Raw genomic sequence first — 12,938 nt, forward strand, 5'->3', positions numbered from 1 at the left:
AAACAAACCTGGAGCTCTATCCCTAGCCATTTTGAATTGGGCCAGAGAGGGTGCGCCTAATATGACCCAGCTACGAGATTTTGGTAAGTATCTGAAGGTTCTGGCGCACCCGACAGGATTCGAACCTGTGACCTCTGCCTTCGGAGGGCAGCGCTCTATCCAGCTGAGCTACGGGTGCTTTCAGGACCGGCGATCTTGAAAACGAACCAGCCGGTGAACCGGCAAGTCACGGCTTCTTAGCGGAAGCCGGAGCGGGCTTCAACGGGCAATTGGAGATTGGCTGTTTCACAGGTCGAGCCGGATAGGCTGATCAGGTGCGTGCTCCGCCCGGCCCTTCGCAGGCTCCCTGCCCTTCGGGCGCTCAGCCACTGGACCTTTCGATCTGCCCGAAGGCGGACCGGAGCTTCACCGTTCGTCGTTCGGAAAGCCGAGCAATTGGCTTTCCGTCCGCTGCCGCTCCTGCGACAGGATCGAGATGTCGCGCGTGGCCACGTCCGTGGGGACCGACTGAAGGGCGGCCCACATGCCGAACATGGCGGTGCCGCCTTCACGGCGCATGCGCCAGTCGCCGACGGGCGGGCGAGGTTGGACCTCGTCCAGCCCCTCGACCATTCGGTCGAGTGCAGCTGCGATCTGACGATCCATCGAAAGGACCATGGCGGCTTCCTTTCCTGGGCTTGCTTAGCCCCCAACTACGCTGTGATGATCTTGCCGTCCCATTCCCCGCCGGCGGGGGATGAGGCGTGTTCATGGAACAGCTTCCACTCGCCGCCCCGCCGCTCGAAGCAGTCGGTCTGGCGCACCCAGGCGTGCTTGGTCTCGCCGTTCTTGAGCACGATCTTGGCCTTCTGGACCGTACAGACGATCCCGATGTCGCCGCTGATCTTCACATCCTCTTCGAGGATGTCGATGTCGCAGGATTTGAACCCGCTGAACACGCGGTCGAACATCTTCTTCGCCGGCTCAAGGCCCCTTGAAGCGAAGGCCGGAATGTCGAACCACAGCGCATCGTCCGCCCAGTGCCGCGTGCTTTGCTCAGCGGTCATGGACGTAGCCATTTCCTTCACGATGTCGGTGAGGGCCTTCTCGTCGGTGCTCTTGGTCATGGCGATCTCCTTTTCGAATGCGCCAGGGGCTTTCCTCCGGCGGATGAGAAAAGAACTATTCTTTCCTTGAACGAGGGGGTAGAAAGCAGATTGGAATACAATCCATTCCGTTTTAGGAATAGGTAGAGGCGCAGATGGACCGTATGGGTGCCATCAGCTTGTTCGTCCGGGTGGTGGACGCCGGAAGCTTTTCCGCTGTGGCCCGCACCTTAAGCGTCGGGCAGCCGGCGGTGAGCAAGCAGATCGCGGCTCTCGAAGCATACCTCGGCGCGCAGCTGCTGCAGCGGACGTCCCGCAGCCTTACCCTTACCGAGGCCGGCCGTGACTTCTACGAGTCCGGCGTGCGACTGCTAGGCGACCTCGAAGCTGCGGAGTCGCGTGTGGGACGCGGCGTCGTCGCGCCATCCGGCCTGGTACGAGCCAATGTGACACCCGTCTTCGGCCGGCTCTATATCGTGCCTCGGCTGAGCGCGTTTTTCGCCAGCTATCCCGGGGTATCCGTCGAACTGGTCGTCACCGATCACCTGGTCAACCTGGTCGAAGGGGGCGTCGATCTCGGTATCCACAATGGCGAACTATCGGATTCCAGCCTGATCGCCAGGAAGATCGCCCAGACGCCTATCGTCACCGTCGCCACCCCCTCCTACTTGGCGGAGCATGGCGAGCCGCGGATGCCCGACGATCTGGAACGACACGCTTGCGTGATCTATGCGCCCGATGGCGCGCCACGTGTCTGGGAGTTTTCGAGCCGCTTCAGTCCCATCGTCCACCACCCAAAGGGCGCCTTCCGCACCAACGACGCGGAACAGATCCGCGCGGCCGTCCTGGCTGGCTTGGGCCTGGCACACACACCGGGCTGGCTGTTCGCCGCGGAGATCGCCTCCGGAACGGTGCGGGAGGTGTTGAAGGATTACTCGCGCCCAAAGCTTGCGATCAGCGCAGTCAGGCCCAACGCAAGGTTCCTCGCTAGCAAGGTCAGGGTCTTCATTGACTTTCTGGCTGAAATTTTCGCTGAAGAGCCCAGTCTGGCCCTCTAAAGGTTTTTCGAGAGAGATGGCGCACCGGACACGATTCGAACGTGTGGCCTCCACCTTCGGGCGCTCAGCCCCTTCAAAAGGTCCACTGGACCTTTCGATTCGCCCCAAGGCGGACCGGGGCTTCACCGTTCGTCGTTCGGAAAGCCAAGCAGTTGGCTTTCCGTCCGCTACGCGGACCCCGCCTCACCCCTTCACCGCCCGCGCCCTTCGTGGCGCGCGCTTGGGCTTCTTGGCGCCGGTCAATTCGTGCATGGCGTCGAGCTGCATCTGCTGCATTTCGGCCAGGCGAGTCCATTGGCGCGAGATGAGGTAGTCGAGCTTTTCGTGCAAATGGCGCACTTCGAGCTCGGCCTTGAGGTTGACCCGGTATTCGTTGAAGGAGCGCAGGCGGTCCTTGGTCTCCTGCCGCTTCTGGCTCATCATGATGATCGGCGCCTGGATGGCGGCAATGCAGGAGAGCAGAAGGTTGAGCAGGATGAAGGGGTAGGGGTCGAAGGCGCTCACCGTGCCCTCGAGCAGGTTGATGCCGATCCACACCAGAAGCACGGTGGCGAAGGAGATCAGGAACCACCAGCTGCCGCCGAAGGCGGCCATGTTGTCGGAGACACGGTCGGCAAATGTCCGGTGCTCCTCGAACTCCTCCTCGCTGTTTTCGGAAATGGTGTCTTGCCTGGCGATCGATTCGACCACCTGGCGGTCGAGCTCGGAGAATTCGCCATGCTCCTGCTGGAGCAGCTCCTCCATGTAGCGCATGCGGTAGCGGCCAAGCTCGGCGCGGCTGATGCGGGCGCCGGCCGGCAGGTCCGGATGGTCGGCATGAATGCGGTCGGCGAGGCTCGGGCGCAGCGTGTCGATGCGAACAAGATCGCGCTTGCGGAATTTGCGGCCCGAGATCGCCGATGGCTTTTTCTTCGCCTTGGCGTGTGATGCGCCTGGAGCCGATGGCTCCGAATCCGGCACTTCGGGCACCTCGGAGTGCTCGTCCGAACCATGTTCGACCTCATGCTCGCCGATGGTCGGCGCCTCGAAATATTCGCCGCCGCCATCGTTCTGGTTTTCTGCCGGCTGCTCCGACGTTTTCGGGACGGTGCTCATGGTGCGGGCTCCTGATGGTGGTGCTCAGCTTGACGATACGCCTATGCCGCAACATCGCCAGTTTCGCGACGGATTTCGCATGCCGTACAAGTTCTTGTGATCGATCTGAAAGGGCGGCGGCTGGCATGGCCGAAGAATGCGGCGGCGGGATGGAAGCTCGTTCGGTAGCGATCCTTCCCACCCCCCTCTGTCCTGCCGGACATCTCCCCCGCAAGGGGGGAGATTGGATGTCACAACGGCTTTCGCCAATCCCCAACGTCGAAGAAAAGGAGCCGTCAGAGCAAACTGCCAATCTCCCTCCTTGCGGGGGAGATGTCCGGCAGGACAGAGGGGGGTGCTGTCCYGCCGACATCACACGAACTTCAGCACCGCGGCAGCGCTCCGAAGTCGCGGCATGGTTAGCGACCGCAACAAAAAACCCGCCTCGCGGCGGGTTACTCGTCCAGTAGGTCAGATGGCGCAAATCAGCACCATATCCGAATCTATAGCACAATTGCCCTCACCGGGCAATCCGTCGGCGGGCAGCCGGGCGCGAAAGTGGCTCGATGCTTGCTACCGGCAGCTCGCCCTTCGCAGGCTCAGGGCGTTCGTCGTTCAAAAAGCCAAGCAATTGGCTTTTTGTCCGCTGCGCGGACCACTCCTCACTGCTCGGCGAACATCAGCCTGGTCTTTGTGTCGGCCATCGCGGGCGACAGGCTGCGCTGGATCAGCGCCTCGACATGGTCGTTGCGCTGGCGGGCGCTGTCGGCGCCCATCACCACGACGATCAGCTGGCGGCCGTCGGCGTCGTAGGAGGTGACGATGTTGAAGCCGGAGGCCCTGATGTAGCCGGTCTTGATGCCGTTGACGCCGCGCACGCGGCCGAGCATGTCGTTGTGGCCGCGCACCAGCCTGCCGCGGAACATGAAATCGCTTTCCGAGAAATAGTGGAACTGCTGCGGGAAGCGGGAATGCAGCGCCATGCCGAGCACCGCCATGTCGCGCGCCGAGCTGTGCTGGTCGTCGTCGGGCAGGCCGGACGCGTTGCGGAACACGGTGCTCACCATGCCGAGCTGGCGCGCCTTGGCGGTCATCATGGCGGCGAACTGCTCCTCCGAACCGCCGAGATATTCGCCGACCGCCACCGCCACGTCGTTGGCCGATTTGACGACAATGGCGCGGATCGCCGAATCGACATCGATGGTCTCGCCGCGCCGGAAGCGCATCTTGGTCGGCGGCTGCGAGGCGGCATGGTCCGACACCGGGATCTGCGTCTCCTTGGTGACGCGGCCGGTCTCGAGCGCCTCGAACAGCAGGTACAGCGTCATCATCTTGGTCAGCGAGGCCGGATAGCGCTGCGCCGTCGAGTTGACCTCGAACAGCTGCTTGCCGGTCCTGGCGTCGACGACGATGGCGGCATATTTCTGCGGCGGCGCCGGCACCGCCAGCACCGCATCCGGCGGCGTCACGGTCGTGCAGCCGGCAAGCAGCAGCAACAGGCCAAGGGCCGCAAAAAGTCTCTGGACGAGCGGAAGTGGACGCGGGTTGGACAAGGGCAAGTCTGTTCTGGTCATACTGTTGCTGAGATGAGGCGAAGCTAACGTAACGCGCCAGCTGCGTCCAACTGGTTAATGCCGGTCTCAGGGCAATTCCCCTGGGTTTTGAACGGCGCCAACCGATTCTAGCCCCATCTTCCGGATGTTTGCGCTGCCCCTCACCCCTACCCTCTCCCCGTGAGGTACGGGGAGAGGGGGCCGCTGGCGCTGGAGCTTCTCCCTTCTCCCCGTTCTTCACGGGGAGAAGGTGCCGGCAGGCGGATGAGGGGCAGCGCCGACTTGGGATAGTGGTGGCGCCCCTATCGAGCAGCCGCCCCGAAATCGCCTGTTTCCTGTCTTCCCTTGCCAAAACCGCGCTTCCTGTGGGAAGGGGCGTGGCATCTGTCGGCTTGGGGGGCTTGGGCATGACGAACATCGGGGCTGGCGGCGTTGCGCCGTCGCTAATCAAGGCATCACTCAGCCGCACCGGCAAATGGGCCGGCAGCATCGCCTTTGTCGGGGGGGCCGCTTCCGACATCCTCAATCCGCTGGCGCCGTTCGCCGCCTATATCGCGCTGGTCGCCTCGGTGGCGGCGGTCATCATCGCCATTGCCATCGTTCTGCGGCTGGTGCTGGCGGCCAAGGCACTGCCGGCCCTGATTTTCGCCACCAGCGCCGCCGCCGTCGCCGGTGGCGTCTACGGCCTGCAACAGCAGACCAATTCGCAGAACGGGGTGATCGCCAGCCTGGTGCCAGCCATCGCCGGGCTGCAGCAATCGATGGGCATCGTCTCGGAGAAGGTGGCCAAGATCGAGCAGACCGTCACGCAGACGCAAAAGACGGTCGAAGCGGTCAAGCAGTCGACCGACACGGTGGCGAAGAAGACCGACGAGATCGCGTCGGCCCAGCAGCAGCAGACGCAGCAGACCGCGCAGGTGCAGAGGACCGCCGAAGAGGTGAAGAAGCAGACCGAGACGCTGGCCGCCGGCCAGGCGCAGCAACAGGCCCAGACCGAGAAGCTGCAGGCGACGACCGAGCAGATCGCCGCCTCGATCGACACCATCGCCAAGGGCTTTGCCGCCCTTGCCGCGCAGGGCGGGGCGATCGCCGAGCCGAAGCGGCCGGACGAGTTTTATCACAACGCCCGCGTCTACGAACTGTCGGGCGACATGCTCAATGCGCGGCGCTCCTATCTCGCCTTTGCCGGCTTCGATGTCGACGCCATCGATCCCTACACGCGCTTTGCCACGCTGCTCCGGGTGCAGGACGGCAAGGCCGGCGCCCGCGAGGTGTTCGGCGCCCTTTCCGACAAGGGCAAGGCACTGTCGATCAAGCTCGTGCATATCCTGCAGTTCGACGACGCCCAGCGCCTCGACAAGCTCAACGCCTTCATCGCGGCCAATCCGGATTTCGCGCCGGCGCATTTCCTGCTGGCGCAGGAGTTCTCGGAAGATCGCCTCGGCGCCCAGACGCTGGCCGACAAGCGCAACGAGGCCAAGGCGCTGACCAAATTCTTGTCCTACGAAAAAGACGGCGGGCTGCTCAAATATTTCGTCGACCAGCCCCAGCTCGCCGACTGGCTGGACCGCAGCCGCAGCCGGCTGGCAGCACTCGGCGACGTGCTCGATCCCTCGCGCTTCGTGCCGACGCTGACGCCGATGCGCTCGAACCAGGGCTGGTCGATGACCATCTCGCTGCCGGAGCCGGCGACCGCCATCTCCTGGCGCATGGGCGACAGCGGCCCGTTCATCGACACCGGCTTCCTGGCGCTCAACGACCAGACCACCGGCAAGCCGATGCCCAATCCGAGTTTCGAGCTGCCTAGCAGCACCGCGGCCGGCACCATCGCCGTCAAATATCTCGACATCAGGGGGCGCGAGACCGGCCCGTTCGACATCCGCTTCGACCCGGAGGCAGCACTCCAGCAAGGCGACAAGCAGATCCTCGACCAGTTCTGGACCTCGTGGATCGCCTTCGACTCCGGCGGCAATCACGGACTGGTCTATTTCACCCAGATGCTGTCCTACCGCTGCGCCATCAAGGAGGTGCATTACAGCCTCAACGGCGCCGCGCTCGACAAGTCGTTCGAGATACCGCCCTGCGACAAGAAAGATCCCTACGCCATCCCTTACGAGGCCAAGGGCTACATCAAGGTTGCCGACAGCGTGACGTCGATGTCGGTGCAGGTCACCTATACCGACGGCACCAAATCGCCGGTGCGGGAGTACAAGCGGCAGTAAGCCTTTCATGGCGATGGCTTCGGGTCGAGATTTGCCTTGCCCAGCGTTTGCGCCGCCCCTCACCTGCCTGCCGGCATCCTCTCCCCGTATAGGAACGGGGAGAGGGGCGCTGTCGTCAACGGTTTCGTCGATCACCAGCGTTGCAGAGAAAGCGCGGGCCTTGCGGCCAGTTCCCTTCTCCCCGTTCCTATACGGGGAGAGGTGCCGGCAGGCAGATGAGGGGAAGCGCCGACCCGACGGTTTCCATTGTGCCTGATGCAAAATGCCTTACGCGGTGCTTGCGCAAGCCGCGCCGAACGGGTTCTTGTTCCGCCCATCAGAATCGGTGAGAGCGCTATGACTATCAGCACGATCAAGGCAAAAGGCATTTCGGTTTCGCTCGACCTCACGGTCGGCCACATCGCCGACATGGTCGTCGACGGCGGCGGGCGGCAGCTCAAGCCGCTGCATCGGGCGCCGTGGATCGACGAGCCGCGTGAGACGCTGCCGAAGGACCTGCCCGAGGGCACCGTCCGCCTGTCTGGCGACTTTCTCTGCGCGCCGTTTTCGCGCAGCGATGTCGAGGAGGCGCCGCTGCATGGCTGGCCGGCCAACAGCGCCTGGGATGTCACCGACAGCGCCGCGACCAGCGATGGCTGGCGGGCTGTCTTCCGCTTGCGGCACAAGGTGATGGGCGCGACGGTCGACAAGGTCCTGACGCTGCGCGACGACCATCCCTTCCTCTACCAGGAGCATGTGTTTGCCGGCGGCCATGGCGCGATCTCGGTCGCCCATCACCCGATGACGGCGATGACCGGCGGCGGCAGGCTGGCCTTTTCGCCAAAGCGGTTCGCCGCGACGCTGGACGATCCGCTGGAGCCGGACCCCGCACGCGGCCGCTTCATACTGGCCTATCCGGCGCGGTCCGCCGATCTCAGCCATTTCCCCGCCGCCGGCGGTGGCACGCTTGACCTGACGCAGTACCGCATGGACGACCGTCGCGAGGATTTCGTCACTTTGGTCGAGGCCGATCATGGCGGGCCGGGTTGGACGGCGTTGGCGCGCTGGGCCGAAGGCGACCTGGTGCTGGTGCTGAAGAACCCGGCCGAACTGCCGATCACCATGCTGTGGCTCAGCAATGGCGGACGCGACTACGCGCCATGGAGCGGCCGCCATCGCGGCGTGCTCGGCATCGAGGACGGCCGCGCGTCCGTCGGCCATGCCGCGTCGATCGGCGACAACTGGCTGAAGCGCGAAGGGGTGGCGACCGCCTTTGCGCTCGGCGAAGGCCACAGCGTTTCCTTTCGTCATGTCATCGGCGCCATGCCGCTCTCCGGCGGCGAGCCACCGCGGGCAGTCACCACGGCGAACGGCCGCATGCGGCTGGCGGCCGGTAGCTCGACCTGGGAGGTTCCCTTCGACAGCGATTTCCTGCGCATCGGCCAGCCTGTGCCGGCCTGAACGGCCCTGCAAGGGTGCCGATCAAAGTTGGCGCTGCCCCTCACCTGCCTGCCGGCATCCTCTCCCCGTATAGGGACGGGGAGAGGGGCGCTCTCATCTATCGTTTTGCCAATCTTCAGCGTTGCAAAAAAGGAGCCGGCGTTGCGGCCATCTCCCTTCTCCCCGTCCCTATACGGGGAGAAGGTGCCGGGAGGCGGATGAGGGGCGGCGCCAACATCCGCAACTGACCGTTGCCAATTGCACAAATCCCGGTTTGAAATTTCCGCCGACTGCCGCCAAGATGTGGCCGAAATCATCATGCGGAACATGGTGGATTTGAAGCTCCTGCCAGAGAGAGGCTCTCATGTCCGAAATCGCCCATCTCGCCGCCACCATCTTCAAGCGCGCCGGCAAGGTGCGGCGCTTCGTCGTCGCCATTGCCGGTCCGCCGGGTGCCGGCAAGTCGACATTGTCGGCAAGCCTGCATGACCTGCTGCCGGAAGGCGCGGTGGAAGTGGTGCCGATGGATGGCTTCCACTATGACGACGTCGTGCTCGAGCGGCGCGGCCTGCGCGCGCGCAAGGGGGCGCCGGAAACCTTCGACTTTGCCGGCTTCGAAACCTTGCTGAAACGGATCCGCGCCGGTGAACCCGACATCGCCATCCCGGTTTTCGACCGCAACATGGAACTGTCGCGCGCCGCCGCCTCGATCGTCGCCACCGAGACCAAGTTCATCCTGGTCGAGGGCAACTACCTGCTGCTCGACGAGGAGCCTTGGTCGCGGCTGGCGCCGCTGTTCGATTTCTCGATCTTCGTCGACGTGCCGCGCGACGAGCTCGAGCGCCGCCTGCTCGAGCGCTGGCACGGTCATGGCCGCTCCGACGCGGATGCCCGCGCCTGGATCGCCTCCAACGACATGCCCAACATCGACAGGGTGCTTGCCCGCCGCCGGACCGCCGACCTGGTGATCGGCGTTTCGGCGTGATTGTAAGGATTCTTCGAGGGGAACCTTAAGACTTTCAGGCCGTTATCCCCCCAGGCAATTCGGCCAGAAGAGGGATTCCATCCGATGGCACAAAAGGCAAGAAAACCCGCGCCCGCCAAGGGCAAGGCAACCCAATCGAAGGCAGGCGCCGGTCCGGCGATCGCCGAGCGTTCCAAGGACGCCAAGCCGTCTTTCGGCAAGGCGCCGCCGAAGAAAGTGGTGCCTGCCTTGGCGAAGACCGCGCCGAAGGCCGCAAAGCCGAAAAAGCCGGCAAGCACCGACAACTCGGTGTCCGGCAGCGCTATGCGCACGGTCAAGGCGGCGGCCAATGTAGCGGCAGGCGCGGTTGTCATCGCAGCCAGAGGCACCGCATCGCTTGCGGCCTCGGTCATGGGCAAGGGCGGCTCGAAAGCCAAGGCGAAGGCAAAATAGCCGCGTTCTGTCGAGGGCCTGGCCGGCTCAGCCCTTCGCCGGGATGGTCAGGCCCTTTTGCACCGCAGGCCTGGCAAGGCCGCGTTCGAGCCATGTCCCGACATTGGCGAAATCATCGAAGCCGACGAGTTCGCGCGCTTCGTAGAAGCCGATCAGGTTGCGCACCCAGCCGAGCAGCGAGATGTCGGCGATGGTGAAGTCATTGTCCATGATCCACTTGCGGCCCTTCAGCCGGCCGTCGAGCACACCGATCAGTCGCCGCGATTCATCGCGATAGCGCTCCAGCGGGCGCTTGTCGGCAATTTCTCGGCCGGCGAATTTGTGGAAGAAGCCGACCTGGCCGAACATCGGCCCGACCGAGGCCATCTGGAAGAACACCCATTGGATCGTCTCGTAGCGCCGCGCCGCGTCCACCGGCATGAGCAGGCCGGTCTTTTCGGCGAGGTAGAGCAGGATGGCGCCGGATTCGAACAGGCCGATCGGCTTGCCGTCCGGACCGTTCGGATCGATGATCGCCGGTATCTTGCCATTGGGGTTGAGCGACAGGAATTCCGGTGTCCAGCTCTCGTTCTTGCCGATGTTGACCAGATGCGGCTCGTAGGGCAGTCCGAGCTCTTCCAGGGCGATCGATATCTTCACCCCATTGGGCGTCGTGGCCGAATAGAGCTGGATCTGGTCCGGATGCCTGGCTGGCCAGCGCGTTGCTATCGGAAAGGCGGACAGGTCGGCCATGGAAAACTCCTGAACGGGGATGGCGCCGGGCGACGCTGGTTTTGGCGGGTTCAGCCAAGGATTTAGGCGGACCGCCGATTCTGATCAATATGGCGGCGACAGTTTCGCTGCGCCATTACCTTCGGTGTCCGAAGCACGTCCGTCATCAGGATGTCGGCAACGGGCGCTTGACATAGCGAACGTCCCGATCCGTGCTATATCTTGGCAGTTGGGGGGCTCGATGAACGACACCGACTACGCGCTGGGGCATGCAGAGGCGGAGTTGCGCCGCCTCAGCACCCAGGCACGGTTGATCGACCCGATCACGCGTCGCTTTCTGGAAGCTGCCGGAATCACCAAAGGCATGCGCATCCTCGATATCGGCAGCGGGGCCGGCGATGTCGCGTTTCTCTGCGGCGAACTGGTTGGGCCGACTGGAGAGGTTGTGGGTACCGACCTCGCCCTTGCAGCCGTCGAAAGGGCGGAGCTGCGCGCCAGCAATGCCGGGTCAGGCACAATCTCCTTCAGACACGGCGATCCGGCTGAACTGAATTTTGACGAACCCTTCGATGCGATCGTTGGTCGCTACGTCCTCCAATTCATACCCGATCCGGCACAGTCGCTCCGACGGATCGTCCGTCATTTGCGGCCTGGTGGGGTCGTCGTATTCCACGAACTTGACTGGGATGGCGCTCGTTCGTCGCCCCCGTCGCCGACATACGATAAGGTATGCGGGTGGCTCAGCCGTACAATCGAGGGGGCGGGAGCGCAGGCGCGCCTTGGTGCCCGACTTGCCTCTCTGTTTGAAGAGGCTGGTCTACCCTCGCCTGTCCTGAGGCTTGAGGCGGTCATCTCGTCAGGACCACGGGCAGTTGACGTTGTGCGCCTTGTGACCGATCTCGTGGAGACACAATTGCCGACCATGGAGCGGCTAGGAATCGCGGCAGCTTCGCAGGTCGAGCCCCTTACACTCGCTGACCGCATCCTGTCGGAGATCGGTGCCGTCGGCACGTTGATGGGGCGATCGGAGATAGGCGCCTGGACCACCAGGCCGGAGTGAACGCACGCGTCTCGTGCGATGACCGCTCTCCAACCTCTTCCAGGCGGTCTTCCAACAGCACAGCATCAAGCAGACGGACCGCCCGGACAGGCCGGGATCGTCTGCGGCCGGTCGAGACCGGCTAAAATCAGACCGCCTTGAAGGCCAGCACCGCATTGGTGCCGCCGAACGCGAAGCCATTGCTGATCGCCGTGCGCACCTTGCGTTCACGCGCCACGTTCGGCGTGATGTCGAGGTCGCAATCAGGATCGGCTTCGCGAAAATTGGCCGTCGGCGGCACCATGCCTTCACGGATCGCCATCACGCAGGCGATCATCTCCAGCGCGCCCGATGCGCCAAGGCAATGGGCATGCATGGATTTGGTCGACGACACCGACAGTTTGTAGGCATGGTCGCCGAAGACGCGCTTGATCGCCGCCGTCTCGATCTGGTCGTTCGCCTTGGTGCCAGTGCCATGGGCATTGAGATAGTCGACATCCTCGGGATTGAACCCGGCGTCGGCCAGGCAGGCGCGCATGGCGGCCGTCGGTCCTTCGATGGTTGGCGCGACGATGTCGGACGCGTCGGCGGACAAGCCGGCGCCGGCAATTTCGGCAAGAATGGTGGCGCCGCGCGCCATGGCATGTTCGTAGCTCTCCAGCACCGCCATGCCGGCGCCCTCGCCGAGCGACAGGCCCTGGCGATCGGCCGAGAATGGCCGGCAGGTGTCGGGCGCCAGCACCCGCAATGCTTCCCACCCCTTCAGGATGCCCCAGACCAACGGCGCATCGGTGCCGCCGGCGACCATCACGTCGGCGCGACCGAGCCTGATCTGGTCAACGGCCGAGGCGATGGCATGGTTGGACGACGAGCAAGCGGAGGTGACGCCGAAAACCGGACCGCGCAGGCCGAGACTCATGCTGACCTGGCCGGAGGCCGCACTGGGCATCACTTTCGGCACGGTGAAGATGCCGGCGCGGTTCTTGCCCTCGATCAGGATGGCGCGGTAGTTTTCCTCGATCGCTTCCCAGCCGCAGACACCGACGCCGACGACGGTGCCCATCCGGTAGGTGGTGGCTTCGTCCGAGGCCAGACCGGCCTGCTGCATAGCCTCCCTGGCCGCGATCACCGCCAGCAGGCTGAAACGGTCCATCGACACCAATTGCTTGCGGTCGATGCCGTGATCGGGAAGCGTCTTGATTTCGCAACCGACCTTGACCTTTAGGTCATGCAACTGCGGACTGGTGATCTGGCCGATGGCCGAGCGGCCGGCGCGCATCTCATTCCAGATCGCGGGCGCGTTGGTGCCAAGCCCGCAAATACCGCCCATGCCGGTGATGACAACGCGCTGCCGCATTCA

General features: G+C 64.0%; 12 protein-coding genes and 1 tRNA gene. 6 read left to right on the forward strand and 7 right to left on the reverse strand.

Annotated elements, in window-relative coordinates; genetic code table 11:
- Positions 1-101 precede the first annotated feature (101 nt).
- From AC1DZP_RS12310 to AC1DZP_RS12320, 3 genes are all read right to left on the reverse strand, one after another.
- A tRNA-Arg gene (locus tag AC1DZP_RS12310) sits at positions 102-178 on the reverse strand.
- 227 nt (positions 179-405) lie between these two features.
- Positions 406-657, reverse strand: a complete 252-nt coding sequence (locus AC1DZP_RS12315; RefSeq protein WP_477302611.1) for a hypothetical protein — start codon at positions 655-657, stop codon at positions 406-408.
- A gap of 35 nt (positions 658-692) precedes the next feature.
- Positions 693-1,106 (reverse strand): YybH family protein, encoded by a 414-nt coding sequence (locus tag AC1DZP_RS12320; protein ID WP_477302613.1) that lies wholly within the window; start codon positions 1,104-1,106, stop codon positions 693-695.
- Between the two features lie 134 nt (positions 1,107-1,240).
- Here AC1DZP_RS12320 and AC1DZP_RS12325 point away from each other — a divergent pair, with 134 nt between their 5' ends.
- On the forward strand, positions 1,241-2,143 hold the full coding sequence (locus AC1DZP_RS12325) for a LysR family transcriptional regulator (RefSeq protein ID WP_477302615.1): 903 nt from the start codon (positions 1,241-1,243) through the stop codon (positions 2,141-2,143).
- 183 nt (positions 2,144-2,326) lie between these two features.
- Here AC1DZP_RS12325 and AC1DZP_RS12330 read toward each other — a convergent pair whose 3' ends face one another.
- Positions 2,327-3,238, reverse strand: a complete 912-nt coding sequence (locus tag AC1DZP_RS12330) for a DUF1003 domain-containing protein (RefSeq protein WP_477302617.1) — start codon at positions 3,236-3,238, stop codon at positions 2,327-2,329.
- A 641-nt stretch (positions 3,239-3,879) separates the two neighbouring features.
- Positions 3,880-4,791: a D-alanyl-D-alanine carboxypeptidase family protein gene (locus AC1DZP_RS12335; protein WP_477302619.1), complete on the reverse strand. Its 912-nt coding sequence runs from the start codon at positions 4,789-4,791 to the stop codon at positions 3,880-3,882.
- A 386-nt stretch (positions 4,792-5,177) separates the two neighbouring features.
- On the opposite strand from AC1DZP_RS12335, the gene AC1DZP_RS12340 reads away from it, so the two are divergent.
- From AC1DZP_RS12340 to AC1DZP_RS12355, 4 genes are all read left to right on the forward strand, one after another.
- Positions 5,178-6,992, forward strand: a complete 1,815-nt coding sequence (locus AC1DZP_RS12340) for a methyl-accepting chemotaxis protein (protein ID WP_477302621.1) — start codon at positions 5,178-5,180, stop codon at positions 6,990-6,992.
- A 336-nt stretch (positions 6,993-7,328) separates the two neighbouring features.
- Positions 7,329-8,432, forward strand: a complete 1,104-nt coding sequence (locus AC1DZP_RS12345; RefSeq protein ID WP_477302623.1) for a hypothetical protein — start codon at positions 7,329-7,331, stop codon at positions 8,430-8,432.
- A gap of 343 nt (positions 8,433-8,775) precedes the next feature.
- Positions 8,776-9,396 carry a nucleoside triphosphate hydrolase gene (locus AC1DZP_RS12350; protein WP_477302625.1) on the forward strand — a complete coding sequence of 207 codons (621 nt, stop codon included), beginning with the start codon at positions 8,776-8,778 and terminating at the stop codon, positions 9,394-9,396.
- A gap of 84 nt (positions 9,397-9,480) precedes the next feature.
- Positions 9,481-9,828, forward strand: a complete 348-nt coding sequence (locus tag AC1DZP_RS12355; protein WP_477302627.1) for a hypothetical protein — start codon at positions 9,481-9,483, stop codon at positions 9,826-9,828.
- Between the two features lie 27 nt (positions 9,829-9,855).
- Here the strand turns inward: AC1DZP_RS12355 and AC1DZP_RS12360 are convergent, their stop codons facing one another.
- A complete protein-coding gene (locus tag AC1DZP_RS12360; protein WP_477302629.1) occupies positions 9,856-10,560 on the reverse strand; it encodes a glutathione S-transferase family protein in 705 nt (234 codons plus the stop codon).
- Positions 10,561-10,780: 220 nt separating this feature from the next.
- Here AC1DZP_RS12360 and AC1DZP_RS12365 point away from each other — a divergent pair, with 220 nt between their 5' ends.
- The gene (locus AC1DZP_RS12365; protein ID WP_477302631.1) at positions 10,781-11,599 is read left to right on the forward strand and encodes a methyltransferase domain-containing protein; all 819 of its coding nucleotides are present in this window, start codon (positions 10,781-10,783) and stop codon (positions 11,597-11,599) included.
- Between the two features lie 127 nt (positions 11,600-11,726).
- Here AC1DZP_RS12365 and AC1DZP_RS12370 read toward each other — a convergent pair whose 3' ends face one another.
- Positions 11,727-12,935: a beta-ketoacyl-[acyl-carrier-protein] synthase family protein gene (locus tag AC1DZP_RS12370; protein WP_477302633.1), complete on the reverse strand. Its 1,209-nt coding sequence runs from the start codon at positions 12,933-12,935 to the stop codon at positions 11,727-11,729.
- Positions 12,936-12,938 lie beyond the last annotated feature (3 nt).

The sequence above is a fragment of the Mesorhizobium sp. P2_F8 genome, assembly GCF_056403655.1.